Origin of the sequence: Acidovorax sp. IB03 (genome assembly GCF_016406015.1) — a bacterium.
GTDB classification, from domain to species: Bacteria; Pseudomonadota; Gammaproteobacteria; order Burkholderiales; family Burkholderiaceae_C; genus Acidovorax; species Acidovorax temperans.
In genome coordinates, this window is sequence record NZ_JAEFCH010000008.1 from 21,796 (window position 1) to 48,043 (window position 26,248).

Below are 26,248 nucleotides of genomic sequence, written 5' to 3' on the forward strand. Positions count from 1 at the left end.
AAGCGGATATCACAGTCCTCCACTTTTACAGGCCCGCAATCGCGGGCCTGATTTGTTTAACTGTGCTGTTGACTTCGGGTTGGTAGTCGTGATGCAGAAAAGCGCGAGCTATGCATTCAATAGCTGCTTGCGCCTGATTGATGACGATTGAACCTGAATTTGATTTGGGAAAGGGGTCAGAGGGTTAATGAAAAGACTTGAGCCGATAGCCTTTGTTTTCGATCTAAAGAACGATCACTTCATCACTGAAATCGTCAATCACCCGCTTGCCATTACAGAGCACCGAATAGACCATGCAATCCAGCGCCTGCTTGCGCATTTGTACTGTGCTGATGAATGCTTCGGATATTTGGCAATCACCGTCCGAAATCATTAACACATCCGCCTTCTGATAGCCGGGTTGCTTCGCAATGATGTCGAAAGCACGTTTCAGTGGCGTCTCGAAATCGGTGCCCCCTCCGAAGCCCTTGCGAAAGAAGCCCAGCAGTCCTGCTATCTGATCGGCGTTTTCCATCGCGAACTCCCGTGTCTCGCCATGACTGCCAAACAGGATGACGTGCAGTGAACGCCGCTCCTGCGCCAGCAGGTTTGCCACGGCCAGCAGCAGTGCCTTGGCCTGGATGAGCGGCTTGCCTTGCATGCTGCCAGACGTATCTAGGCACGCCACCACAGGGCCAGTGCGTTGCCGCTGGGTGTCTGTCATTTCGCCGGGTATCTGCATGGTGCCCTTGAGTTCATAGGTCTGTAACTGCTTCTCCAGTAGGCGGGCATAGAACAAATATTCCAGCGATTCATCTTCCAGATTCAGCAATTCGCTAGGCAGCATGCGCATCAGGTCGTCGCTGCGGTGCGTACCGTGCACTTCGCTGCGACTCGCCTCGGGTACGCGGGCTTTTTTCTTGTGATCTTCTGAGATATAGGCCCGGCCCATTTTGCGGGACAGTTCCTTGATTTTGGCGTTGCATCGCAAGGCACGGGCCAGGGCGGTGAAATCTTCACCATCCAGGTTTCTCAGATCTTCATAGGAAAAATCTGCATCAGGGCATTGGGCCAGAAAATCCTTTATCTCTTCATACTTAGCCGTGATGGTTTCCAGTATCTTTGCAAAACTTTGCAGCTTTTTGCGTATTGACACTGGAATAGATTCATCTGCAATCTCTGCCATGTAAGCCCTTGTTTCGAGCAACTCCTCGCGAATGCGCGCCACGCTTTCTTCATTAAGCGCCTGGCGCGTATATTGTTTGTCGATGTTTCTCCAGTTGGGCTCGACAGGTGGATTGTTTGCTAGGCTGTCATCCCAATCCCATAAGCGCCATTTGGTTGCTCCTAGCTTCTTGCGGGCAGTAGTTTTTAGGGAGTTTATCGTCGGCTCCCAAGTGCCATCAGGTATGAAAGCTTCCAGCCGTTCCACAAATGATTCATCGCTCATGGAGTTGTTGGCATATCCCACACATTTTTCTGAAAACTGGTGACAGTTTTTAAATACTAGTCCATAGAATGATTTTTCACCCACATGTAGTTTTGCCCCCTGAGCGATGAGAGTGTTGCCTACGGCACCTTGCTCGTTGCACGAGACGTAGATTTTTGTGCCTAAAAAACTTTTGGAGGTGAAGCTGTATGGGTCGCTAGAACGCACCGTGCTGTCCGCCATGAGCAGGTTATCTACAACGATATTTGATATTTTTCCGTCGCCCACGTAGATGCCTGAATGCTCTGCCGCAACCCATAAGTCGCAATAAATTACGCTGCCTAATATCGGTTCAACATGAGCGCGAAAGGTGCTGTCTATAAAGTATTTGATGCTTTTGAGGGTGAGAGGCAGGGTAATGAGCGGTAGCATGCAAAAATATATTTTATAGAGTGGCAATGATTATTTTTGTTGAGCTAAAGCCAGATGTTGGATTTTATTAAATCTAAATGATTGTCAAATCTTTCCTCAATCTCGGCTATAACGGCGCCAGCACGTATCTCATCGCCAATTGCAACTGATAATTCTTTTATGGATCCGGATTTTGTGCTTAGTACGTGGCAATGCTCTCCACTTTTAACGGACACGACATCTATGATGCTGTCTTTGACACCGATTGAAGAGCCTGTGTTGTGATTGATTTTTGTGACTCTCCACCATCCATGAAAATCATTGCCGAGATTTATTTCTACGTGGTCGCCAACTGATTCGTAAGAGGATAATACATTGCCGATCAAATTATTGATCTTTTGAATGTTGTCAGGGTGATTCCAAAGACAATTTCCCAGCAGTCGTAAATCCGAAAGATCAACTTCGATTCGATCATTTGTAGCAGCCGAAAAATGGAGAAGGCGCAGGCATTTCATCAACCGCCTGTCAGAAATCTGCTCACGCGGGTCTTCCTTAAATGCTTTTTTATGTGCCTGCCATATTTCAACGAGCGCCTGCCGAATGGCATCCGGTACTGACACCTCAAGCGCTTGCGTCTTCAAATTTTCTATTTCCTTTGGTGTGATCTTTGTGCTTTTGGGCTGGTTGCCCATGTCTGCCAGCATTTCCCGTAGTCCCTCGGCGCTGACGTAGTCCACAAATCCACGAACCAGAAACCTGTCATACAACGCTGCCAGCTCATCCTGCCCCGTTGGCAGTTCGTTGGATGCTGCAATCAGTGCTTGTAAGGGAACGTCTTCGACCAGCGCTCCGTTGTGGAACTTGCGCTCATTGAGGATGGTGAGCAGCGCATTCAGGATGGACGAGCTGGCCTTGAAAATTTCGTCCAGAAAGCCCATGCGCACGCTGGGTAGGTAGCCCGCAGTGTTTCGTCGGAAAACATCCTGCTTCAGAGCACTGATCGACAGAGGGCCAAAGATTTCTTCGGGTGTACTGAACTTGGTGAGCAGATACTCAAAGTAGCTACCCTGCTGCGCTCCACCCAGGCTTTCGGCAATGCGCCTAGCGATGAGGCTTTTACCTGTGCCCGGTGGGCCGATCAGCAAGATGTTTTCGCCAGCCAGTACCGCTAACAAAGCTGCCTTGATGACTGCCTCGCGCTCTACAAGGCCATGGTTGAGGTGGGATAACAGTGTTTGAATTTTTTCGCGCATTTGGATTGAGATTGAAGGGGCTGAAACAGAACGTTTCAAACTATAGATGTTGCACGAATTTGGATTGGGCCGAACTATCGAGGCCACCGCATCAAAGATGACCGCAAAAAGCTATGCGCACCGTCAGATGCGTTGCGTCATGTGCAGTCGGTGGCAACATAAATGCCGTTTTCTGCAGCCCCGTCAGACCTTAGCAATGAATCGCCGCATCCTCGCCATCCCCCTCGCAATCGCTTTGGTCGCGATCATCGGTGCATCCCTTGCTCCAGTCTTTCTGACCCCGCCGGTGACCCCATGCACCTACCTCAGCACCCCGGTGCGCTTCCTCAAAATGGACAGCCGCCCAGTGAAAGTAAGTCGAGGCACCCGTCCGTTTCCCGAGGTGGAGTACAGCTACGTGGTCTCAGGCCAGAGCTACACCAGCACAAGGATGTTTTGCGCAGCCAACGATGTCGTGAAAGTGAATTGGTCCACGGTGGACCGCTTCTTTCACGATGCTGAAAACGGCGCGGAGGTGGTGGCGTGGTTTGCTCCCTCATCGCCAGAGTCGGCGTGCATCTCCATTCATGCGGAGTTTGATTACTCCGTGGTGTCCGGCACCTCGTCTCAATGCCGGGCCCAGTGAGGCCTGTATTGGCTGGTGATGCAAGGGTGATTGCTATTTAATTGATAGCTGCTTGCGCTTTATTTATAAGCGCTAGAGTCATATTTTTGTAAAAGCTGTTCACGCAACGCCCGGCGCCGCTATCGCGCTGGCGCAGTCAACCGGCCATGGCTGCAGCCGTGGTGACGGCATTGGCGCCGTTCGCCCCGTGCGGTGGTGCGCAAAAGATGCAGCCCGCCCCAGCCTCTACAGCCACAGGAGCAGCCGCCCCTTCCGCATGGTTGCAGCAATGCTCCAGCCACCCGGCCACCAGCCGGTACACCGACAAGTTGGTGCGGGCTGTGGGCGCGCACAGGTAGTAGCCCAGCGGGCTGTCAAAGCGGTCTTTCAACGGCTCTACCAGCGAGCCTGCTGCCAGCTCGTCTTCCACCAGGCAGGTGGGCACGATGCCCACGCCAAAGCCTGAAACGGCGGCGCGGATGATGAGCGAATAGAGGTTGAAGCCCGGCCCAAAGCGGCTGGCGCTGGTGTCCAGGCCGTGGGCTTCCATCCAGTCTTGCCAGGCCAGGGGCACTTCGATGTGTTGCAGCAGCGTGGCGCGCAACAGGTCTTGCGGGGTGTGCAAGGGCAGGGTGTCGCGCAGTTGGGGGCTGCAGACGATGCTGGTTTCTTTGCCAATCAGGTAGTGCGCATTGGCGCTGGGCCAGTTGCCCTAGGGATGTCCTGCATAACTCCCTGCGGTCTGTGATAGCGCGGTCTCGGGCGGTCCGCTGCGTTGCTTTTTTTGCCAATAGCTCGGCTATTGGCAGCAAAAAGACGCCTTGCGGCCCATTCCGATCCGCACTACCACCGACTCGCGAGGGTTATGCAGGACATCCCTAGCCGTACTGGATGGCGGCGTCGAATTCGTGTGGCGTCGCAAAGTCGTGCGCGTGCTGGTAGCGCACAAGGTTCAGCGACACCTGCGGCAGCGTGCGCTTGAAGTGGCCCAGGCGGGGAAGAGCCACTGCGCCGCAAACGTGGGTATTGCTGAGTCACCCGCCGCCCAGGCGGGAATGAAAAACACCGGAAAGGCGTTGAGCCTTCCCGGTGTTTTGCTATGGTTTCAATAGCTGGTAGCGCTTGTTGAATAAGCGCTAGAGCCTGTTTTGATACTTAACTTGGTGATTAACGCAGCACCAGCACAGGGATGTGCGAGTGCGTCAGCACGTGCTGGGTTTCGCTGCCCAGCAGCAGGCGCTTGAGGCCCTTGCGGCCGTGCGATGCCATCACGATCAGGTCGCACTTGTGCTTTTTGGCGGCAGAAATCACGGCCTCGGCCACCAGGTCGGACTTGGCGGTCACGGCTTTCACAGTCACGCCTTGGGCTGCGCCCTGGGCCTTGACGGCATCCACCATGGCCTGGGCGGCGTCGCCCCACTGGCCTTCAATGCGTTTCACATCGCTTGCGTCCACCGGCATGCCCCCTTCAAAGTAGCTGCGGGGGTAGCGGGGCACCACTTTGAGTGCGACCACGGAGGCGCCGGACAAGGCCGCCAGAGACAGGCCGCTTTCAACAGCCTTGTCGGACAAAGGTGAACCGTCGGTTGCAATCAGGATGCGTTTGTACATGGGGGGCCCCTCAAAGTGATGTAACAAGCTTAGGATGCATCATCTTTTGCGGCTTGATCCAGGTCAATAAGGATGTCATGTTCCGCGGATAGGCTTGAACCATGTCAATGTTTCGCTCCGGTGCGCCGGAAATTCCGGTGGCGCCTGTGGTTGACGCTTCCGAGGCGGCGGTGGACCCAGCAGCCGTGTCTCTTCTGGATGACCCGCAAGAGTGGCTGGGTTTTGGTCGGCCTTGCACGCCTTCAGGCTCTGCGCTGCACGCAAGTGCCGTGGCAGACCCTTCCAGCACCACCTGGGATTCGCATGTGGTGCTGGATGGAATGCATTGCGCGGCCTGTGCCCTCACCATTGAAGATGCCTTGAAGTCCGTGCCCGGTGTGTTGCAGGCCGATGTGAGCGCCGCCACCCGTCGCGCCCGCGTGGTGTGGCAGCCGGGCAGGGTGCTGCCATCGCAGTGGATGGCAGCGGTGCGCAGCGCGGGGTATCGCGCGGTTCCGGCCATGGATGCATTTGTGCGCGGCCAGCGGCTGGTGGAAAGTCGCCGTGCGCTGTGGCGCTGGCTGGTGGCCGGTTTTTGCATGATGCAGGTGATGATGTACGCATGGCCTGCGTACGTGGCACAGCCCGGCGATTTGTCGCAAGAGATGGAAACGCTGCTGCGCTGGGCCTCGTGGGTGATTTCGCTGCCCGTGGTCTTTTTTGCCTGCGGCCCTTTCTTTACCAGTGCGTTGCGCGATGTACGCCAGCGGCAGGTGAGCATGGATCTGCCCGTGGCGCTTGGCATGGGCATCACCTTTGTGGTGAGCACTGCAGGCACATTCGACCCCAATGGCATCTTTGGTCGCGAGGTGTACTTTGACTCGCTGACCATGTTCGTTTTCTTCCTGCTCACCGGGCGCTGGCTGGAGTTGCGCCTGCGTGACCGCACGGCCGGTGCGCTGGAGGCAGTGCTCAATCGCCTGCCCGACAGCGTGGAACGCTTGGGCGCTGATGGTGCATTCACCCGCGTGGCGGTGCGGCGCCTGGTGGTGGGCGACACGGTACGCGTCTTGCCGGGCGAGGCGTTTCCGGCCGACGGAACGATTCTCAAAGGCAGCACCCAGGCCGACGAAGCCCTGCTGACCGGCGAATCGACCCCGGTGCACAAGCCCGAAGGCAGCGCGGTGACTGCTGGCAGCTACAACCTGCAGTCGTCGGTAGAAGTTCGCGTGGAATGTGTGGGCGCCCAAACCCGCTTTGCACAGATCGTGGCCTTGATGGAGAGCGCGGGGCTGCAAAAGCCACGTCTGGCCCAGTTGGCCGACCGCATCGCCAAACCGTTTTTGGTGGCTGTGTTGCTTGCTGCCTTTGCTGCTGCCGCCTGGTGGTGGCCCAAAGACCCGGGGCACGCGCTGATGGTGGCGGTGGCGGTGCTCATCGTCACTTGTCCCTGTGCGTTGTCGTTGGCCACACCGGTGGCGATGTTGACGGCAGCTGGCACGCTGGCGCGCCAGGGCGTGCTGGTGCGCAACCTGCAAGGGCTGGAGGCCCTGGCGCAGATCGATACGGTGGTGTTTGACAAAACGGGCACGCTCACGCGCGATGCGATGGCATTGCACACGGTGCGGCTGGCAGGTGGCGATCTGGATCGGGCAAGTGCCTTGTCGTTGGCTGCCGCGTTGGCGCGGCAGTCCTTGCACCCGGCATCGCGTGCCCTGGTGGAAGCTGCTGGCGCGGATGATGGTCGTTGGCTGGTCTCCAATCTGGAAGAGCAGGCAGGGCTCGGTTTGAGTGCTAATGTGCAAGACCGCACGGGGCAATGCCCGCCACGCCGCGTGCGCCTGGGCTCTGCCATTCATGCCGGTGTGGTGGCGGGTGAGGCTGGTACTACCGAATTCGCGGAAGGTGCGGACGGCGCTGCCCTGTGGGTCGTCTTGGCCGAAGAGCGCGGTGAGCCAGGCCACGCGCAGACGGTGGAAATGGCCCGGTTTGGGTTGGTTGAAGATCTGCGCGCAGAGGCCGCCACGGTGGTGCGTGCGCTGGCCGATGCGGGTTTGAGTGTGCAGATGCTGTCTGGCGACCGCCCAGAAGCCGTGCAGCGCGTGGCTGCGCAGGCGGGTATCACCGAGGCCCGCGGGGCTTGCACGCCGCAAGACAAACTGGCGGCGCTGCAAAGCCTGCAGGCCCAGGGTCACCATGTGGCCATGGTGGGCGATGGCCTGAACGATGGCCCTGTGATGGCGGGAGCCCACGTGTCATTCGCCTTTGGCCGGGCTGTTCCCCTGGCGCGCTCTCGGGCAGATTTCGTGGTGCTGCGGGACAGTTTGACTCAGGTACCCCAAGCAGTGCTGCTGGCGCGCAAAACCCTACAGATCGTGCGGCAAAATCTATGGTGGGCCGCTGGGTACAACGCTCTGTGCGTTCCCTTGGCTGTGGTGGGCTGGATGCCTGCCTGGCTTGCGGGATTGGGCATGGCGCTCAGCTCGCTGTTGGTGGTGCTCAATGCCGCCCGCCTTTCCAAGGGATTGCCAGAGGCGCCGTGTGGCGCACATGGCGATCCGTCGCCTTCTATTTCGCAGGCAGCAGGGGGTTCTTCATCTGCTGCCGTGTCGTCATTTCAAACTGCGGAGCCCGCCTGATGGACATCCTTTATTTATTGATTCCTCTGTCAGTGGTTCTGGTGCTGATGATCCTGGCCTGCTTGTGGTGGGCCGTGTACCGCGGACAGTTTGAAAGTGTGGAACAAGAGGGGGAGCGCATTCTCCGAGACGGTTGACTTTCGTCAATAACCGCAATGGCAGTCTGGTTAAAACTTGTATCGCAATACAAAGAGGTGTCCGATGGATTTTCCAAAAACAAATGCTGCGCATTACAACGACACGGTCGTGCGTCAGTTCTCAATCATGGCCGTGGTTTGGGGGGTGGTCGGCATGCTGGTGGGCGTCATCATTGCCGCCCAGCTGGCATGGCCAGAACTCAACCTAGGCATTCCATGGCTTAGTTATGGCCGTTTGCGCCCACTGCATACCAATGCAGTGATTTTTGCTTTTGGTGGCTGCGCTTTGTTCGCCACCAGCTACTACGTGGTGCAGCGTACCTGCCAGGTTCGGTTATTTGCGCCGGCCCTCGCATCGTTCACGTTCTGGGGTTGGCAGTTAGTCATTCTGGCTGCCGCCATCAGCCTGCCGCTGGGTTACACCTCCGGCAAGGAATACGCTGAACTGGAGTGGCCTATCGACATCCTGATCACACTGGTCTGGGTGTCCTACGCCATCGTGTTCTTTGGCACGGTGGGTACGCGCAAGGTCAAGCACATCTATGTGGCCAACTGGTTCTTTGGCGCCTTCATTCTGGCTGTGGCGTTGCTGCACCTGGTGAACAGCGCTGCAGTGCCCGCTGGCTTCATGAAGAGCTACTCGGCCTACGCCGGTGTGCAAGACGCCATGGTGCAGTGGTGGTACGGCCACAATGCCGTGGGCTTCTTCCTGACCGCAGGCTTCCTGGGCATGATGTATTACTTCATCCCCAAGCAGGCTGGCCGCCCCGTGTACTCGTATCGCCTGTCGATCGTGCACTTCTGGGCCCTGATCTTCACTTACATGTGGGCAGGTCCTCACCATCTGCACTACACCGCGCTGCCTGACTGGACGCAATCCGTCGGTATGGTGTTCTCGCTGATCCTGCTGGCTCCCAGCTGGGGCGGCATGATCAACGGGATCATGACCCTGTCGGGCGCATGGCACAAGCTGCGTGACGATCCTATCCTGCGCTTCCTGATCGTGTCGCTGTCGTTCTACGGCATGTCCACGTTCGAAGGTCCGATGATGTCCATCAAGACCGTGAACGCACTGAGCCACTACACCGACTGGACCGTGGGCCACGTGCACTCTGGAGCCCTGGGCTGGGTGGGTCTGATCTCCATGGGCTCGCTGTACTACCTGGTGCCCCGCCTGTTTGGCCGCGAAAAGATGCACTCCATCAAGGCGATTGAACTGCACTTCTGGATGGCCACCATCGGTATCGTGCTGTACATCGCGGCAATGTGGATTGCCGGTGTGATGCAAGGCCTGATGTGGCGCGCTGTGAACCCTGATGGCACGCTGACCTACACCTTCGTTGAAAGCGTAAAGGCTACCTATCCCTTCTATGTGATCCGTGTGGCCGGTGGTCTGCTGTATCTGGGCGGCATGCTGGTGATGGCATGGAACGTGTGGGCAACCGCAATCTCTGGCCGTTCGGTCAAGGTGGCTATCCCCGCCGTGAACACTGCCCACGCTTGAGCCTCAAGGAGCTAACCCATGTCTCAAAACAACAAGCAAGCTTCTGCCGGTTTCAGCCACGAGAAGATTGAAACCAACAATTTCTTGATGATCGTGCTGATCCTGCTGGTGATCGCTATTGGCGGTCTGGTGGAGATCGTGCCCCTGTTCTTCCAGAAGTCCACCACGGAAGCTGTGAAGGGCGTGGAGCCCTACACAGCCACCCAGCTGATCGGGCGTGATGTGTACATCCGTGAGGGTTGCTACAACTGCCACTCGCAGATGATCCGTCCCTTCCGTGCAGAAACCCTGCGCTATGGCCACTACTCGGTGGCGGGTGAGTTCGTGTATGACCACCCCTTCCAATGGGGCAGCAAGCGCACAGGTCCTGACCTGCATCGCGTGGGCGGCAAGTACAGCGACGAATGGCATCGCATCCACTTGAACAACCCACGTGACGTGGTGCCTGAGTCCAACATGCCTGCCTACCCCTGGCTTGAGAAGACCCTGGTCAATCCGGCCGATTTGGCTCCTCGCATGAAGGCGCTGCGCACTGTGGGCGTTCCATACACCGACGCGCAAATCACCGCTGCCGCTGATGAGGTCAAGGGCAAGACGGAGTTGGATGCACTGATCGCCTATCTGCAAGTCATGGGCCGCGCGCTCAAGTAAGGGAGGGTTGGCATATGGACATCACCACCATGCGCATTGTGGCCACGCTGGCTTCAATGGTCTGCTTCATCGGCATCTGGGTGTGGGCCTACATGGGCCGCAACCGTGCCAAATTTGATGAGGCTGCTCGCTTGCCCTTTGAGCAAGAATGAACTCCACCAGAATGAGAAAAACCCATGAGTGACTTCACCAGCAATTTCTGGTCGGTCTTTGTGACCGCGCTGACCTTGGTCGGCATCATTGGCTGCGCCGTGCTGCTTTGGATGGCAGGCCGCAAGAAGGTCGTATCAACGGCCGACAACACTACAGGCCACGTCTGGGATGAAGACCTGGTGGAAATGAACAACCCCCTGCCGCGCTGGTGGGTGTGGATGTTCGTTCTGACCATCATCTTTGGCTTGGGCTACCTGGCTGCCTACCCAGGTTTGGGTAGTTCAGCCGGCAAGCTCAACTGGACGCAGAAGGGCGAGTACGAAGCCGAAATGGCCAAGGCCAAGACGGAGCTGGAGCCGCTGTACGCACGCTTTGCCTCCATGAAGCCTGAAGACGTGGCCGCCGACCCCCAGGCCCATGCCATTGGCGAGCGTTTGTTCATGAACAACTGCGCACAGTGCCACGGCTCGGATGCGCGCGGCAGCAAGGGCTTTCCGAACCTGACGGACAACGACTGGCTGCATGGCGGCACACCCGAAAAGATCCGCGAGACGCTGGAGAAGGGCCGCATTGGCAACATGCCTCCCATGGCGGCCGCCGTGGGCTCCCCGGAAGACGTGCGTAACCTGTCGCACTACGTGCTGAGCCTGTCGGGCAGCCCCCATGACTCGCTGCGCGCATCGCTGGGCAAAGCCAAGTTTGCGGCCTGCGCAGCCTGCCACGGCATGGACGGCAAGGGCAACCAGGCACTGGGCGCGCCCAACCTGACCGATGACATCTGGCTGCATGGCTGGGGCGAGGCCGCCATCACCGCCATGATCAACAACGGCAAGGTCAACCAGATGCCTGCACAGGCAGACAAGTTGACCGAAGCGCAGATCAAGGTGCTGGCCTCGTATGTTTGGGGATTGTCAAACAACAAGGCGCAGTGATGTGAACGCGGGGCGGTGCCTGAGGGCGCCGCCCCTTTGTTGTTTCTGAAGTTTTGGATTAAGTAGAGAGCGCCACCATGAAGCCACCCAGCGAGTCTCCTCGCAAGGTTATTCCTATCGCTCCTGTTGCCGCAGATGGTTCGGAAGTGCCCAGCAGCCAGGTCGAGATCGTCTCCCTGTACGAAGCGCAAAAGAAGATCTACCCGCGATCCATCAGCGGAGTATTTGCCCGGTGGCGCTGGGCGATGGTATTTCTCACACAACTGGTGTTTTATGGCTTGCCCTGGCTGGAGTGGGGGCAGCGCCAGATGGTGCTCTTCGATTTGGGAGCGCGTCGCTTTTATATCTTTGGCTTGGTGCTGTACCCGCAGGACTTCATCTACCTGACGGGTTTGCTGATCATTTCAGCACTCTCGCTGTTCCTGTTCACCGCCGTGGCTGGGCGTTTGTGGTGTGGCTTTTCATGCCCGCAAACGGTGTACACCGAAATTTTCATGTGGATCGAGCACAAGATCGAAGGTGATCGCAGTGCCCGTTTGCGCCTGGATGGTGGGCCTTGGACTTTCGAGAAGATCCGCAAAAAATTCTTCAAGCAGATTGTCTGGATCACCGTAGCCTTGTGGACAGGCTTTACTTTTGTGGGCTACTTCGTGCCGATCCGCGAGTTGGGTGCGGAGTTGCTGGCATGGCAGGGCGGTTGGCAGATTTTCTGGGTGCTCTTCTACGGGTTCGCTACCTATGGGAACGCTGGCTTCATGCGCGAGCAGGTGTGCAAGTACATGTGCCCTTATGCCCGCTTCCAGAGCGCCATGTTCGACAAGGACACCTTGATCGTCAGCTATGACGTAGAGCGCGGTGAGCCTCGTGGCCCACGTAACAAGACGGTGGATTACAAGGCGAAAGGCCTGGGCGATTGCATTGATTGCACGTTGTGTGTTCAGGTCTGCCCTGTGGGCATCGATATCCGCAAGGGTTTGCAGTACGAGTGCATCGGTTGCGGTTTGTGCGTTGATGCGTGCAATACCGTCATGGACAAGATGAAGTACCCACGCGGGTTGATTCGCTTCACTACCCAGAATGGTGTGGTCAAACGCTGGACCCAATCGCAGATGTTGCGGCGTGTGCTGCGTCCCCGCGTCTTGGTCTACAGTGCCGTGCTTGTCGCCTTGTGTGTGGCGATGTTGGCGAGCCTGGTGACGAGAACACCGCTGAAAGTGGACGTGGTTCGCGACCGGGCCGCCTTGTCGCGCATCGTGGCTGGGGGTAAGTTGGAAAACATCTACCGCATTCAGATCATGAACGCTACCGAAACTCCGCAGCGCTACCGCATAGATGCCAAGGGTCTTGAGGGGCTTGAAGTGGTGTCTGAAGTGTCGGTGGAGGTCGATCCCGCTCAGTCTCGCTGGGTCGCTGTGCGATTGCAGGTGCCTTATGGGTCTGCTTCACCTGGGTCTCATCCCATCACCTTTGAAATTGGTGCCGAGGGTGGCGGTGCCCACGTGGCAGAAAAAACCGTATTTTTGGTTCCCAGGTAGTACCGTTCTCATTCAACGTACAAGCCTGAGTTAATGGAGTTTGCTATGTCTACTGTTTCTTCCTCAGCCACGCCAGCCGCAGCCCCATGGTGGAAGTTTGGCCATGTGTGGCTGGTATTGGCGGGCCCCTTGGTGGTCATTGTTGCGGGGTTCATTACTTTGTGGCTTGCGATGTCGCGCCCAGACCCTGTGGTCGCGGAGGATTACTACCAGCGAGGTATCGACATCAACAAGACCCTGGAACACCCAGAGAAGAGCTTGGCGCCCGCGATGAAAGGGCGCAATCACGCTGCGACCCCGCCAGAAGCGCAGCCCCGGTGATTGTGAAGTCACTCTGGTTCACTGAATTTCGCAACGACCCAATACAACACCGCAAGGAAACAGCACGATGTGGACACAGCGCCTGATGTGGATTGCCTGGCCAGCCTTTTTGGTGGCAGGCGTGATTGAGATGCTCGTTTTTGCGATGGTGGACCCGCAAGACCTTCACTGGTTCGGGCAGCCTGTTACCTTGTCGAGAACAGGCGTCTACACCTTGGCGTTCTTTGGGTTCTGGGCGCTCACCATGGTGTCCAGCGCGCTCACCACCTTGCTTGCGATGTCTCCCTTTGAGCTGAATCGTTGCCCGGTGCCAGACGAGGAGCGCCCTGACGATTGCCGCAAGCACCCCTCCTGTACATGAATAAAAAATGCCGCGCTGTAGAGCGCGGCATGGTCGGCTGCGTCAGCAAGGTGCTCGGCAGTTTTCGGGCACCTCTCTCGAAATTTTTTCAGTGGCAAGCTTGTTGGTTGTTCACGATGCGGCGTAAGGCATCGGTATCCAGAATACGGACATGTCTTTGCCGCACTTCCACGGTGCCTTCTTCCACGAACTTGGAGAACGTGCGGCTCACGGTTTCAAGCTTGAGGCCGAGATAACTGCCGATTTCTTCTCGCGTCATTCGCAACACCAGTTCTGATTGAGAGAAGCCTCGCGCGTGCAGGCGCTGCACCAAATTGAGCAAAAATGCCGCCAGACGCTCTTCTGCACGCATGCTTCCGAGCAGCAGCATTACGCCGTGCTCACGCACGATTTCACGGCTCATGATTTTGTGCACATGGTGCTGTAGCGCAGTGACTTCGCGCGAAAGTTCCTCTATGCGATCAAAGGGCATGACGCAAACTTCCGCGTCTTCCAGAGCGACGGCGTCGCAGGTGTGATGGTCATTCACAATGCCATCCAGACCAATGATTTCACCGGCCATCTGGAATCCTGTGACTTGGTCGCGACCATCTTCTGTCGCCACGCAGGTCTTGAAGAAGCCCGTGCGAATGGCATACAAAGAGGTGAAAGCTTCTCCGTTGCGGAAAAGCGTTCCGCCGCGTTTGATCTTGCGCCGCACGGCTACCACTTCGTCGATGCGTTGCAGCTGCTCTTCGTTGAGCCCCACAGGCATGCAAAGCTCACGGAGATTGCAGTTGGAGCAGGCGACTTTGATGGTGAGCGGATTCATGGCGCAGAAACCAGTTGGTTGTTCGAGCATATCGTGCTCGACGAGAGAGGCCGAAGTGCCTCGCACAGTGCTTAGAAGCGGATGATATGCATCAAATTGTCGCTCCACCAGCAGTGGGTTCACTTGATTCAGGTCAAGGACGAAGGGGGTAAGGTGCGGCACAGTAACCGAGTACGCAAGGATATCTCATGACCGCTGTTACCCCAGAACTCCTTACCCGGTTTGATGTGCCGGGTCCCCGATACACCTCTTATCCAACGGCAGACCGTTTTGTGGAGGCTTTTGGTCAGGAGGACTATGCCTTGGCGTTGGCCCAAAGGCATTTGGGGACAGGCTCCAAAGCCATGCCGTTGTCGCTGTATGTACACATCCCATTTTGCGAGTCGCTATGCTACTACTGCGCTTGCAACAAGATCATTACCAAACACCATGATCGTGCTGATGTCTATTTGCGGTACCTGAGCCGCGAAATCGACTTGCATACAGCCCAATGCGGTGTGGGGCAGGTGGTTAGCCAGTTGCATCTGGGCGGCGGGACCCCCACGTTCCTGTCTGATGATGGGCTGCGTGAGTTGATGTCCATGCTCAAGCGCAGCTTCACTCTGGCTCCCGGTGGGGAATATTCCATCGAAGTGGATCCCCGCACGGTCAACGCGGAGCGTCTGGCATTGTTGGCAGAGTTGGGTTTCAACCGGTTGAGTTTTGGCGTCCAAGACTTCGACTCTGAAGTCCAAAAGGCAGTCCACCGTGTTCAGCCCGCAGAGCAAGTTTTTGCTTTGGTCGAATCTGCACGCACCATCGGGTTTGACTCCATCAATGTGGACTTGATTTACGGCTTGCCACGCCAAACCCCTGAGTCATTTGATCGGACGTTGTCACAGATTGCCCAGCTTCGACCCGATCGCATTGCGTTGTACGCATATGCACATCTGCCTGAGCGCTTCAAGCCCCAGCGTCGCATCATTTCAGCGGAGTTGCCCACAGCAGGTGCCAAAGTCGCCATGCTTTCGCGTTCGCTGGATGCATTTATTGACGCTGGCTATGTATACGTCGGCATGGATCATTTCGCTTTGCCTACCGATGCGTTGGCCATTGCAAAACGGCAGGGGCGCCTGCACCGCAATTTCCAGGGATACAGCACCCAACCCGATTGCGATTTGATTGGGCTGGGCGTGTCAGCGATTGGACGCATTGGGGCGACCTACAGCCAAAACGCCAAGACCCTGGATGAGTATTACGATTTCCTTGACCAGGGTCGCCTGCCAGTCGTTCGGGGGCTGGCATTGAACCGGGATGACTTGGTGAGACGCGCTGCGATCATGGCGTTGATGTGCCAAGGTGAACTGCTGATTGAGCCGATGGAGCAAGCATGGTTGATCGACTTCAAAAAGTACTTTGCTGCTGAACTGGACCGTTTGAAGGACATGGAAACCCAAGGTCTGGTGGAGTTGGGCAGTGAAGGGGTTCGAGTGACGCCCATGGGCTGGTTCTTTGTGCGCGGTATTGCGATGGTCTTTGATCGTTACCTGCAGGCCGATCGCACCCGCGCCCGCTTCTCCCGCATCATCTGAGCAGGGCTACGAACAGCATGTCGGCTACTGTTGCATGGACCGCCCTGGTCATGGGTTTGGTGGGTGGTAGCCACTGCTTGGCCATGTGCTCCGCTCCGTGCGCTGCGGTGGTGGGGGCAGGGCGCAAGCCGGAAGGCTTGACTGCGCTTGAGCAGCCTATTCAATGGACAAATAAAAAGCCTCGTTCCGTCCAGCCGTGGTTGCGCACAGGGGTTTTTCATGGGGGGCGCATCGTTGGGTATGCGGCGCTGGGTGCCATGGCGGCCTGGGCCATGGACAGTTTGGCTTGGCTCACACAGCAAACCATGGCGCTTCGGCCCTTGTGGACCCTGACGCACGTGGCCATTCTGGCGTGGGGGTTGATGATGCTGATCCAGTCGCGACAGCCAGCCTGGATTGAACAGGCGGGCCGTTCAGTCTGGGGGCGTGTCCAGCCGCTGCTTGGTTCGTCAACAGGTGTGGCCAGTGCTGGCGCATTGTGGGCATTCATGCCGTGCGGTTTGCTCTATTCGGCCTTGCTGGTGGCGGCACTCAGCGGCGGGCCTTTGCAGGGTGCTTGGACCATGGCGCTGTTTGCTGTGGGCAGCGGTCTTTGGCTCGTGGGTGGCCCCTTGGCCTGGCGGTGGGTACGGCAGCGTCTGGGTTCACTGCGGGGTGACTGGGGCACGCGCATCAGTGGCGCTCTTCTCTGCGGTGTCGCCGTGTGGGCGTTGTGGATGGATTTGGTATACAAGCCCTCGCTCTGGTGCCGTTGAGGTGTTCGTAGGCCTGAGGCAGCAGCGTTTTCAGGACCGAGCGTGTCGAAGGGCGACCGTGCGCATTGACGTTCGAGCCGCTCCGCATTCCTTTGTGTGGTGAGCCCGCGCTCTGTATACGCCAGGAGCATGTCATCGCAGCTAACGTGAACCAATCTTTCCCCTTGTACAAGAGGCTGTCTGCACTGGGCATGCAAAAGACATTTGCATCCGAGGCGAGACACCACGTTCCTCAAGGAAGCATCAGAAGTGGTGATAATGGGCCCCAACAATTGTGGTTCTATTGTTACCTTTTGCTTCCTATTCCCGGGCTGTTGTGAATACGTTCGTTCTCATCGATATAAGCCACTTGCGTATTGGCATGTATATCCAGTTGGATCTGGGCTGGATGCACCATCCCTTTCCGGTGAGCAGCTTTCGTATTGGTTCGGCAGAGCAGATTGCCACTTTGCGCGAATTGGGGCTCACAAGCGTCAAAGTTCTTCCCAAAAAGAGCGATCCAGAATTTCGTGATGGGTTGCTGGCCACCCCTGCAGATTCATCTGGCAATGCAACTGATGGCTCGGCGGACTCCAGCGGCGCGCCTGCAGAACAGCCCACTTACTCCTCGCCAGGCGAGTCGGCAGCGTTGCGCCGCAGAATGTTGCTCGCAGCTCAGAATGCATCGCTCCTCGCTTGTGACCGGCGGTTTCGCCAGGCTACCAAGCAATACATGTCGATGGAAAAGCTGGTGGCCCAGCAGCCCCAGCTGGCTCAGGCAGAAGGGCAGTCGCTGGTTGCCGAGTGCGTTACAGACCTTCTGGAAAATGGTGACTCGGCCATTCGTCTTCTTTCCGAGGGGGTAGGAGAACCCGGGGCCTTGCACCCCGTCAATGTGATGGTTCTCAGTCTGCTGCTGGGCAAGGCACTGGGGATGAAAAGCGCTGAGCTCCATGATTTGGGAGTCGCAGCGCTGTTGCATGACATCGGCAAGGTCGGCATGCCGTTGCGCGTCGCTTTTGCCTCACCCGCCATGACCCCAGCAGAGCGTGTGAAGTATGAAAGCCATGTTGCTGCATCGGTCACTCTTGCCACCCGCATGGGATGGGGCAAGGCAATTCTCGCGACGATTGCCCAGCACCACGAAATGGTGGATGGTTCTGGATTCCCTCTGCAAAGGCGTGCTTCAGAGTTGGGGCGCTCCAGCCAGGTGGTGGCCCTGGTCAATCACTACGACCGCATGTGCAGTCCGGTCGGGGGCGGAGGTCTGACCCCCCACGAAACCCTGTCGATCATTTTTGCGCAGCACAAGTCTCGGTTCGATTCTGTTGTGCTCGGCGCTTTCATCCGCATGATGGGGGTCTATCCCCCCGGCTCCATCGTGCAATTGGTGAATGACCGTTATGCAATCGTTACCTCCGTCAACTCCTCGCGCCCCCTGCGCCCTCGGGTGATCGTGCACGACTCGCGCATTCCCAAAGACGAGGCCCCGATCTTGGACCTGGAGTCCGTCCCCGAACTGGGTATTCGTCGCAGCCTTAAGCCATCTCAGTTGCCCCGTGACGCGCTGGACTATCTGTCTCCACGCAAGCGCATCTGCTATTTCTTTGAGCGTGCCGTGAACTCCGACGCTCCTGACTCAGAGGCCCAGGCGTCGTGACTTATTCCTTGCCGCAGTCCTGGCTGGACGCGATGCTGGAAGCGGTTTGCCTGGTAGATGAGACCTCCCTGCACATTCTTGCCGCCAACCGCGCTGTGGCCGAGCTGGTGGGTAAGCCCGTCCATGAATTGGTAAACACGCCCGTTCAAAATTTGGCAGCCACTCCTCAAGACTTTGTGTTTTGGTCTCAGTCGGTGCAGGCCCTGGCAGAGGGCATTCATTCAGAGACCAGCGTGTTGCATGCCAGCGGTGTCCTCGTGCCTGTAGAGCGAAGCGTGCGCGGAGTGACCCTCCCAAATGGGGGAGCGGCTCTCCTCCTGACCATGATTGATCTGACGGCTCAACGTTCTACCGAGCGAGAGCTGGAGACTTTGCTATCGGAATTGAGGGCTACCCTGGACTCCGCAGCAGATGGCATGCTGGTGTGCGCCATGGATGGCAGCATTCGAGCTTTCAACCAGCGGTTGGTCAACATCTGGCGTATCCCTGCGGAACTGCTCACGCGACGTGATGATCCGGCCGTTTTTGCGCACATGGCAAAACAGGTGCGTGAGGCAGAGCTGTATTCCGAGCGGTTGCGGGAGATTGCTGCCGATCCGATGCAGGAGAGCTCGGACATCCTTGAACTGACCGAAGGCACCGTGCTGGAGCGCCGCTCGGTACCGCAGTTCAGTCATGGTCTGCCGGTGGGCAGGGTGTATTCATTCCGTGACGTCACGCGTCAGGCAGAAACGCAGGCCCATTTGCGTCTGGCTGCCCGGGTGTTCGAATCTAGTCTCGACGCCATTTTCATCGCAGACAGCCAGCACCGTATCCTGCGCATGAACCCTGGTTGCCTGAAGCTGATTGGCTCGGCAACAGAGTTGCACGTGGGCCAGGCCGCAGTCTCGCTCTTTGAGCTAGAAAGCCCAGCCCGCTGGATGACTGACGTGAAAGCGGGATGGGAAACATCGGGTTTCTGGGAGGGGGAGCTTTGGCTGCCGCGGGTCGGCTTGCCGCCTTGTCCGGTGCAGCTTTCCTGGGTCGTCGTGTACGACGATGGCGGGAAGGTCATGCAGAGCATTGGCTTCATGCGCGATCTGACTGCCCAGCATAACGCTCAAAAGCGGATCAAGGAGCTCGCTTACACCGATGTTCTCACGGGATTGCCCAACCGATTGTTGCTGTCACAGCGCGTGGAAACCGCGATTGCGGATGCGCATGAGCAGTCTGGTGGCTTCGCCGTGTTGTTTTTGGATCTTGATCGTTTCAAGATCATCAACGATTCGCTGGGGCATCCCTTTGGTGACCGGGTTCTTCAGCTGGTGGCGGAGCGACTGCAAACCTGCCTGCGCCAGACCGACATGCTCTGTCGGCTGGGTGGAGATGAGTTTGTGATCTACCTGCATGGAGGAAATGCCACGGTGGCCGAGGGTGTCTCGCGGCGTATTCTGGATGAGATGCTGCGGCCGTTCACGCTGGATGACATGGGCTTCTCCATTCAGTGCAGCATCGGTATTGCGTTGTATCCGCACGATGGCTTGTCACTGGACGATCTGATCAAGCAGGCAGATACGGCCATGTACCGTATCAAGGACCGGGGGCGCGGCAGCTATGGCTTTTACCAACCCCAAATGAATGCCAACTTGCTATCCCGTATGAAGCTGGAGCATTCCATGCGGCAGGCATTGGGATTGGATCGCATGGCTGTGCATTACCAGCCTCAGGTCAATCTGGAGACAGGTCGCATCACGGGGGCAGAAGCCTTGCTTCGGTGGCGGGATCCTGATCTTGGTGCGGTGTCTCCTGCAGTGTTCATTCCTTTGGCGGAGGAGTGTGGCTACATCGTTGCCTTGGGCGCCTGGGTCATGGAGCAGGCCATCCGTCAGTGCGCCGGATGGGTGGAGTTGGGGCACCCCATGGTGGTGTCGGTCAACGTATCTGCACTGGAGTTCAGGCAGCCTGACTTTATCGATCGGCTGACTGCGTTGCTGGCCACGTACCAGCTCCCGGCTCATTGGCTGGAATTGGAGTTGACGGAAAGCATCCTGCTCCAAGATGCGCATGAAACAGAGCAGCGTTTGAGACTTCTGGGCGACCTGGGTGTGCGCCTGGCCATTGATGACTTCGGGACGGGGTACTCCAACCTGGGCTACCTCAAGAAGCTGCCCATCCAGAAACTCAAGGTGGATCAGTCCTTCGTGCGTGGCTTGCCTGAAGATGAGGGCGACCGTGCCATCGTGGGTGCCGTCATCAGCATGGGGCATGCACTGCGCATAGAAGTGGTGGCCGAGGGGGTGGAAACGTTGGCCCAAAAAGAGCTGCTGCAGCACATGGGCTGCGACCAATTCCAAGGTTTTTTATGTGCCCCGGGCCTTACGCCCGAGGACTTGGGTGAACTGCTGCTCAACCCTGAGCTGGTGCAGCAGCGGATTCAGGGTTGACCAGTTCCGAGGCGCTGCGCCCTGCGCATGGCGGGGTGCCGTTCAATGCAGTCAGAGCCCGCCCAGCCGCTGGCGCGTCAGGACGCGAAGGCGCCCTTCCAGAACATGTACGCGGCCAAGCCGAAGAGCAGGCTGGCAAACACCCGTTTGAGCTTTTTGACCGGAAGGTTATGCGCTGCCTTGGCTCCCAGAGGGGCAGTGAGCACGCTGCAGGTGGCAATGACGCCCAGAGCAGGTAGCCACACATAGCCCAAAGAACCTGCAGGCAATGAGGTAACCGACTGGCCGCTGATCACATAGCCCACCACGTTGGCCAGCGCGATGGGAAAACCCAGGGCAGCACTGGTGGCAACCGCATTGTGGATGGGTACGTTGCACCATGTCATGAAGGGCACGCTGACAAAGCCACCCCCTGCACCGACCAGCCCAGACAGAAAGCCGATGAAGCCACCAGCGCCCAGTTGGCCTGCGGTTCCAGGCATCTGGCGAGTGGGGGCAGGCTTCTTGTCCAGAAACATCTGCACGGCTGAGAAACTCACAAACAGGCCAAAGAAAACGGCGAGGAAGCTGCCTTTGAGCAGTGCGAACACACCGAGGCTGGCCACAAAGCCACCCAGCACAATGCCTGGAGCGAGCTTGGTGACGATGTCCCAACGCACGGCTCCACGCTTGTGGTGTGCACGCACGCTGGATACCGAGGTGAACACGATGGTGGCCATCGATGTGGCGATGGCCATCTTGACGGCCAGGTCTGGTGCCACCTGCCTTGCGCCCAGCAGGTAGGTCAGAAAAGGCACCAGCAGCATGCCGCCACCAATGCCCAAGAGCCCCGCCAGGAAGCCGGTGCACAAACCCAATAAACCCAGCTCAACAATCAATAGGGGATCCAGCATCGAAGAATCACAGGAGGGGCATTGAAGGGGGCGTAGAGGCCACACCCGAGATGATGAGTGGGGCCACCAGCCAGGAAGAAGGTGTCTGCGAATGCCACCGGACCGGCATCCTGAACCGGGGGTTCAGGTGGGCGAGGGCAGCCTAACGTTGGGTTCATCTGACGCGAGACGATCACGCTCATCAGGCGATGTACCAAGCCCGTGCTCAGTGAGCATTGGTTCAAGGAAATATAAAGCCCGGCAGCACCGCAGACCCTTGCATTGTAGGCGCTTGGCTATCGCCCTGCAGGAGGATAGGCAGTACCGTGGCGGGCGCTCGGGTCAGGTCGCTGGTGCGTGCCCATCTTCAAGCCCATGGGGCATCACCCCTGTGAGGGTGGCGCGGGGGGGGAGTGCACCGCGTAGCGATGGCCTCACCCAGCTGGAAGGGAGTTACAACAACTGTCCGTCTTGCCCGAGGGCTTGGTCCAGCCGACCCAGCAAGCTCTGCAGGCGCAATGTATCTTCTTCAGTTGGAGCGACTGCAGAGGTGGGTGCAGCGGCTGGCGCAGGTTGCGCGGCTGCCTGGGCTGCGGCGGCATCACGGTCGGCCACTTCAAAAGCCAGGTTCAACGCCGCCAATACAGCAATGCGCTCGCGTGCACGCACCTTGCCTGCATCGCGGATTCGGGTCATGGCCGTGTCCACCCGTTCCACGGCGTCCAGCAAACGTGATTCCTGTCCGTCTGGGCAGGCCAGCAGGTAGCTTTGCTGCAGGATTTGGACCTCGATTTGCTTCATTCGGCGTCCTTGTGGACAGGGGTGGCAGGGGCGTTGGCAGGCAGCCGCTCGAGCAGTGCGTCAATCCGGGCGCGAGCCGCGTTCAGGCGCGATTTCAGGGAGTCGCGTTCCTGCGTCAGGGCGCTGACCTGATCTGCTAACAAGGCATTGGTGCGTTGCAACTCGGCGTGGCGCAAGAGCAGGCGCTCGACACGCTCGGCGATCTGGTCGGTGGTGGAGGGTTCAGCCATAGAGATCGCAATTGTAGGGTTGTCTTTTTGGGACGGGGTGCCGCAAGGTTCTAAAATCCGACGGTTGGTGCTCGCAGGCTGGTTCACAGACTGCAGTTCAACGGGAAGCAGGAAGGTAACCCCACCGCCGTGGCAAGCCCCACCTGCGCTGCCCCCGCAACGGTCAGCAGACGGATCGCCCGATCCCCTCTCCACTCACACGCCACTGGGAGCCTTGAACAAGCCCTGGGAAGGCATTGGAGGGTGCTCTGCCAGCCCGGATACCGGCCAACATGGTGGTTGCCAGCGTTGATAAAAGACGCTGCGCAGCCGTATCACCCAGACGCTGGCGGGGAGGCCGGCACGGGTTATTTGATGATTGCGTTCCCATCATGAAGTACTTCACACCGCGCGCCCGCACCCAGGCGTTGTCGTTCTTGCGCCCCCGTCGGCTGGCTTTGGCCTGTGCAGGGCTGTGCGTTTTCACGGCCCAGGCCCAGGTCAACATGGCAGATTCCGCGCTGCTGGCGCAGAACCTGCGCGCGCCCGCTTTGTCTGAAACCGTGGTGACCGCCACGCGCACTGCGCAACCGTTGTCCGACCTGGTGGCCGATGTGTCCATCGTGGACCGCGACAGCATTGAACGCAGTGGCGCCACAGGCCTTGGTGATTTGCTGGCCCGTCTGCCCGGGGTGGAAATGTCCCGCAATGGCGGCCCTGGCACGACCACCAGCCTCTTTTTGCGTGGTGCCGAATCACGTTTTACCGCCGTGTACATCGATGGTGTGCGCATGGACTCGCAATCCACCGGCGGCGCCGCGTGGGAATCCATTCCGCTCGGACTGATTGACCGCATCGAAGTGCTGCGCGGCCCGGCAGGCGCGGTGTACGGCTCGGACGCCCTGGGCGGTGTGATCCAGATCTTTACCAAACGCGGTGAGAAGGGCTTTGCGCCGTTTGTCTCCGTGGGCGTAGGCAACCGGGGCACCACCAAGCTCGAAGCTGGTGTCAGCGGTGCCAGTGGCACCGTGGACTACGCACTGGGCCTGCTGCGTGACGAGAGCGATGGCTTCAACGCCCGCCCCATCGCTGGCCAGAACCCTGACAAGGATGGCTACCGCAATACCGCTGGCAATGCCCGCGTGGGCGTGCAGCTCAACAGCGTGCACCGCCTCGAAGGCACGCTGATGGTGGGCGACACCAACAGCGGCTACGACAGTGGCCTGGGCAAGGATGACCGCGCCCTGCACACCATGCATGCGCTGGGCCTCCATTGGCAGGCACAGTGGAGCAGCGCCTACAAAACCAAGTTCAGCGTGACCGATTCGCGCGACGAATACGAAACCAAGCCCTCGGTCTACCTGTCGGACACGCGCCTGCGCGGCTACCTGTTCCAGAACGAATGGCGCCATGGTGCTCACCAGCTGACGGCAGCACTGGAGCGCCGCGAAGACCACCTGGAGAACAACCCCATCGACCGCGACCGCTCGCAAAACGGTGTGGCGCTGGGCTATGGCTACAACGCCGGTGGGCACACGGTGCAGGTGAACCTGCGCCACGACGAAGACAGCGAGTTTGGTGGCAAGGGCACCGGCAGCGTGGCCTATGGCTACGCCATCACGCCCCAGTGGCGCGCCACGGCATCGGTGGGCACGGCCTTCCGTGCGCCCACGCTGTACCAGCGCTTCAGCCAGTACGGCGTGGCTTCACTGAGCCCTGAAACCGCGCGCAACGCCGAGCTGGGCTTGCGCTATGCCCAGGGCAGCAGCAGCTTCTCGGTGGTGGCGTTTCGCAACCGGGTGCGTGACCTGATTTCGTTCGCCGGGGCAGGGCCTTGTGCCTCCACGTTTGGCTGCTATGCCAACACGGCCCGCGCCGAATACAAGGGCGTGACCTTCGCAGCCTCGCACCGCATCGGCTCCGTGCAGTTGCACGGCTCGCTTGATGTGCAGCGCCCGCGTGACCTCGATACCGGCAAGCAACTGGCCCGCCGCGCCAAGCACCACGGCACTTTCGGGGCTGATGCGCAATGGGCTGGCTGGACGCTGGGGGCCGAGGTGCAGGCCTCGGGCCGCCGCTTTGACACGGTGGCCAACACCAACGTGCTGGGCGGCTACACCCTGGTCAACCTGTACGCCAGCACCCGCATTGCGCGCGACTACACCCTGCTGGCCCGCGTGGACAATCTGGCCGACAAGGACTACCAGTTGGCCCGCACCTATGCCACGCCCGGCCGCACGCTGTTTGTGGGCCTGAAGTGGGCTCCCCAGTGACCACACCATCGCCCTGGAATGCCATGACACAGCCCGCCGCCCGCTGCCCCGCTTTGCTGATTGCCGCCCCGGCCTCGGGGCAGGGCAAGACCACGGTGACGGCGGCGCTGGCGCGGCTGCATGCGCGCCGGGGTCTTCGCGTGCAGGTGTTCAAGTGCGGGCCAGACTTTCTGGACCCGCACTGGCACCAGCTCGCCAGCGGCCAGCCGGTGCACCAGCTGGATCTGTGGATGAATGGCGAGGCCGACTGCCGCCAGCGCCTGCATGCGGCGGCGCAAAGCAACGACCTCATCCTCATCGAAGGCGTGATGGGCCTGTTCGACGGCACCCCCAGCGCGGCCGACCTGGCACAGCACTTTGGCGTGCCGGTGCTGGCGGTGGTCGATGCATCGGCCATGGCGGGCACTTTTGGCGCGCTGGCCTTTGGCCTGCAGCACTACCGCCCCGGCATGCCCTGGGCGGGTGTGCTGGCCAACCGCGTGGGCAGCGAGCGGCATGCGCAGATGCTGCGCGATGGCCTGCGCGACAGCGCCGACTGGATGGGCGCGCTGATGCGCGTGAGCCATGGCGATGCCCCCGCCGCCAGCAAACAGGGCGCCGCCTTGCTGCCCGAGCGCCACCTGGGCCTGGTGGCGGCACACGAGCTGGCCGACAGCGCCCAGCGCCTGGACGCTGCGGCCGATGCCTTGGCCGCCACCCCGCTGGGCCAGATGACCGCGCAAGACCTGCAGCGCTGGGCGGTGGACTTCCCTGTGCCTGACAACACAACGCCTGTACCCACCTTGCTTGCGGGCCGCACCGTGGCCGTGGGGCGTGATGCTGCGTTTTGCTTTACCTACGCGGCCAACCTGCAAACGCTGGAGCAACTGGGCGCGCGCGTGGTGTTCTTCTCGCCCTTGGATGATGCCGCCTTGCCCGAATGCGACGCCGTGTGGCTGCCCGGCGGCTACCCCGAGCTGCACACCGACCGCATCGCAGCCAATACCGGCATGAAGGCCAGCCTGATGGCCCATGTGCTGCAGCGCAAACCCCTGTGGGCCGAGTGCGGCGGCATGATGGCGCTGTTCGAATCCATCACCCATACCGATGGCACCCAGCACCCCGTGTGGGGCCTGCTGCCCGGCCATGTCACGGTGCACAAGCGCCTGGCCGCACTGGGCCCGCAGCAACTGGTGGTGGACGGGCACACGCTGCGTGGGCACACCTTCCACTATTCCACCGTGCAAAGCGATGCCCCCGTGGTGTCGCGCACCTCGCGGCCCGATGAGCCCGTGGCCGCCGGTGCGGGCGAGGCGCTGTACCGCCTGGGCAGCATCCACGCCAGCTACTTCCACGCCTGGTTCCCCTCCAATTCGCTGGCGGTGGCGCGGCTGCTGGGTGGGGTGGCTGCGTGAG

At 59.1% G+C, this 26,248-nt stretch carries 24 protein-coding genes, 1 pseudogene and 1 riboswitch; of the genes and pseudogenes, 16 read left to right on the forward strand and 9 right to left on the reverse strand.

Features of this window, described 5'->3' with window-relative positions; all coding sequences use genetic code 11:
- Nucleotides 1-223: 223 nt before the first annotated feature.
- Together IHV84_RS06485 and IHV84_RS06490 are read right to left on the reverse strand one after the other, a co-directional pair.
- On the reverse strand, nt 224-1,840 hold the full coding sequence (locus IHV84_RS06485) for a VWA domain-containing protein (RefSeq protein ID WP_198846269.1): 1,617 nt from the start codon (nt 1,838-1,840) through the stop codon (nt 224-226).
- 44 nt (nt 1,841-1,884) lie between these two features.
- Entirely contained in the window at nt 1,885-3,111 is a 1,227-nt protein-coding gene (locus IHV84_RS06490) for an AAA family ATPase (protein WP_198846270.1), read from the reverse strand.
- Between the two features lie 157 nt (nt 3,112-3,268).
- Here IHV84_RS06490 and IHV84_RS06495 point away from each other — a divergent pair, with 157 nt between their 5' ends.
- Nucleotides 3,269-3,697: a DUF3592 domain-containing protein gene (locus tag IHV84_RS06495; RefSeq protein WP_198846271.1), complete on the forward strand. Its 429-nt coding sequence runs from the start codon at nt 3,269-3,271 to the stop codon at nt 3,695-3,697.
- Nucleotides 3,698-3,833: 136 nt separating this feature from the next.
- On the opposite strand, the pseudogene IHV84_RS06500 reads toward IHV84_RS06495, so the two are convergent.
- From IHV84_RS06500 to IHV84_RS06510, 3 genes and pseudogenes are all read right to left on the reverse strand, one after another.
- Nucleotides 3,834-4,370, reverse strand: a pseudogene (locus tag IHV84_RS06500) (LysR substrate-binding domain-containing protein); the annotation flags it as partial.
- Nucleotides 4,371-4,554: 184 nt separating this feature from the next.
- Nucleotides 4,555-4,683 carry a hypothetical protein gene (locus IHV84_RS20615; protein ID WP_255523531.1) on the reverse strand — a complete coding sequence of 43 codons (129 nt, stop codon included), beginning with the start codon at nt 4,681-4,683 and terminating at the stop codon, nt 4,555-4,557.
- A gap of 160 nt (nt 4,684-4,843) precedes the next feature.
- Entirely contained in the window at nt 4,844-5,287 is a 444-nt protein-coding gene (locus tag IHV84_RS06510) for a universal stress protein (RefSeq protein WP_066691481.1), read from the reverse strand.
- A gap of 101 nt (nt 5,288-5,388) precedes the next feature.
- On the opposite strand from IHV84_RS06510, the gene IHV84_RS06515 reads away from it, so the two are divergent.
- From IHV84_RS06515 to IHV84_RS06555, 9 genes are all read left to right on the forward strand, one after another.
- On the forward strand, nt 5,389-7,905 hold the full coding sequence (locus IHV84_RS06515; RefSeq protein ID WP_233099848.1) for a cation-translocating P-type ATPase: 2,517 nt from the start codon (nt 5,389-5,391) through the stop codon (nt 7,903-7,905).
- Nucleotides 7,905-8,042: a cbb3-type cytochrome oxidase assembly protein CcoS gene (gene ccoS, locus IHV84_RS06520; protein ID WP_066693634.1), complete on the forward strand. Its 138-nt coding sequence runs from the start codon at nt 7,905-7,907 to the stop codon at nt 8,040-8,042. The genes IHV84_RS06515 and ccoS overlap by 1 nt, the downstream gene beginning before the upstream one ends.
- A gap of 64 nt (nt 8,043-8,106) precedes the next feature.
- Nucleotides 8,107-9,546: a cytochrome-c oxidase, cbb3-type subunit I gene (ccoN, locus tag IHV84_RS06525; RefSeq protein WP_066693632.1), complete on the forward strand. Its 1,440-nt coding sequence runs from the start codon at nt 8,107-8,109 to the stop codon at nt 9,544-9,546.
- Between the two features lie 18 nt (nt 9,547-9,564).
- The gene (ccoO, locus tag IHV84_RS06530) at nt 9,565-10,197 is read left to right on the forward strand and encodes a cytochrome-c oxidase, cbb3-type subunit II (protein WP_066693629.1); all 633 of its coding nucleotides are present in this window, start codon (nt 9,565-9,567) and stop codon (nt 10,195-10,197) included.
- Nucleotides 10,198-10,211: 14 nt separating this feature from the next.
- Nucleotides 10,212-10,349, forward strand: coding sequence for a cbb3-type cytochrome c oxidase subunit 3 (locus IHV84_RS06535; protein ID WP_044398638.1), 138 nt, complete (start codon nt 10,212-10,214; stop codon nt 10,347-10,349).
- Nucleotides 10,350-10,373: 24 nt separating this feature from the next.
- On the forward strand, nt 10,374-11,282 hold the full coding sequence (ccoP, locus tag IHV84_RS06540) for a cytochrome-c oxidase, cbb3-type subunit III (protein ID WP_198846272.1): 909 nt from the start codon (nt 10,374-10,376) through the stop codon (nt 11,280-11,282).
- Nucleotides 11,283-11,359: 77 nt separating this feature from the next.
- Nucleotides 11,360-12,817 (forward strand): cytochrome c oxidase accessory protein CcoG, encoded by a 1,458-nt coding sequence (gene ccoG / locus IHV84_RS06545; protein WP_066693625.1) that lies wholly within the window; start codon nt 11,360-11,362, stop codon nt 12,815-12,817.
- Nucleotides 12,818-12,862: 45 nt separating this feature from the next.
- Entirely contained in the window at nt 12,863-13,138 is a 276-nt protein-coding gene (locus IHV84_RS06550; RefSeq protein WP_044398696.1) for a FixH family protein, read from the forward strand.
- 67 nt (nt 13,139-13,205) lie between these two features.
- Nucleotides 13,206-13,499: a hypothetical protein gene (locus tag IHV84_RS06555; RefSeq protein ID WP_066782455.1), complete on the forward strand. Its 294-nt coding sequence runs from the start codon at nt 13,206-13,208 to the stop codon at nt 13,497-13,499.
- 88 nt (nt 13,500-13,587) lie between these two features.
- Here the strand turns inward: IHV84_RS06555 and fnr are convergent, their stop codons facing one another.
- Nucleotides 13,588-14,310, reverse strand: coding sequence for a fumarate/nitrate reduction transcriptional regulator Fnr (gene fnr / locus IHV84_RS06560; protein WP_066782453.1), 723 nt, complete (start codon nt 14,308-14,310; stop codon nt 13,588-13,590).
- Between the two features lie 188 nt (nt 14,311-14,498).
- Between fnr and hemN the strand changes: the two genes are divergently transcribed.
- From hemN to IHV84_RS06580, 4 genes are all read left to right on the forward strand, one after another.
- A complete protein-coding gene (hemN, locus tag IHV84_RS06565) occupies nt 14,499-15,881 on the forward strand; it encodes an oxygen-independent coproporphyrinogen III oxidase (RefSeq protein ID WP_044398629.1) in 1,383 nt (460 codons plus the stop codon).
- A 17-nt stretch (nt 15,882-15,898) separates the two neighbouring features.
- Entirely contained in the window at nt 15,899-16,636 is a 738-nt protein-coding gene (locus IHV84_RS06570; RefSeq protein ID WP_044398627.1) for a sulfite exporter TauE/SafE family protein, read from the forward strand.
- Between the two features lie 316 nt (nt 16,637-16,952).
- Nucleotides 16,953-18,275 (forward strand): HD-GYP domain-containing protein, encoded by a 1,323-nt coding sequence (locus IHV84_RS06575; protein ID WP_198846273.1) that lies wholly within the window; start codon nt 16,953-16,955, stop codon nt 18,273-18,275.
- Between the two features lie 32 nt (nt 18,276-18,307).
- On the forward strand, nt 18,308-20,698 hold the full coding sequence (locus IHV84_RS06580) for a bifunctional diguanylate cyclase/phosphodiesterase (RefSeq protein WP_198846333.1): 2,391 nt from the start codon (nt 18,308-18,310) through the stop codon (nt 20,696-20,698).
- A gap of 77 nt (nt 20,699-20,775) precedes the next feature.
- Here IHV84_RS06580 and IHV84_RS06585 read toward each other — a convergent pair whose 3' ends face one another.
- The 3 genes from IHV84_RS06585 to IHV84_RS06595 all read right to left on the reverse strand — a co-directional run bounded on the left by IHV84_RS06585 (nt 20,776) and on the right by IHV84_RS06595 (nt 22,601).
- A complete protein-coding gene (locus IHV84_RS06585; protein WP_044398622.1) occupies nt 20,776-21,591 on the reverse strand; it encodes a sulfite exporter TauE/SafE family protein in 816 nt (271 codons plus the stop codon).
- Nucleotides 21,592-22,023: 432 nt separating this feature from the next.
- Nucleotides 22,024-22,371: a cell division protein ZapA gene (locus IHV84_RS06590; RefSeq protein ID WP_198846274.1), complete on the reverse strand. Its 348-nt coding sequence runs from the start codon at nt 22,369-22,371 to the stop codon at nt 22,024-22,026.
- Nucleotides 22,368-22,601 carry a hypothetical protein gene (locus tag IHV84_RS06595; protein ID WP_044398618.1) on the reverse strand — a complete coding sequence of 78 codons (234 nt, stop codon included), beginning with the start codon at nt 22,599-22,601 and terminating at the stop codon, nt 22,368-22,370. The genes IHV84_RS06590 and IHV84_RS06595 overlap by 4 nt, the downstream gene beginning before the upstream one ends.
- A gap of 48 nt (nt 22,602-22,649) precedes the next feature.
- Nucleotides 22,650-22,888: riboswitch (cobalamin riboswitch) on the forward strand.
- Nucleotides 22,889-22,972: 84 nt separating this feature from the next.
- On the opposite strand from IHV84_RS06595, the gene IHV84_RS06600 reads away from it, so the two are divergent.
- Together IHV84_RS06600 and IHV84_RS06605 are read left to right on the forward strand one after the other, a co-directional pair.
- Nucleotides 22,973-24,853: a TonB-dependent receptor domain-containing protein gene (locus tag IHV84_RS06600; protein WP_198846275.1), complete on the forward strand. Its 1,881-nt coding sequence runs from the start codon at nt 22,973-22,975 to the stop codon at nt 24,851-24,853.
- Nucleotides 24,854-24,876: 23 nt separating this feature from the next.
- Nucleotides 24,877-26,247 (forward strand): cobyrinate a,c-diamide synthase, encoded by a 1,371-nt coding sequence (locus IHV84_RS06605; RefSeq protein WP_198846276.1) that lies wholly within the window; start codon nt 24,877-24,879, stop codon nt 26,245-26,247.
- Nucleotide 26,248: the final 1 nt, after the last annotated feature.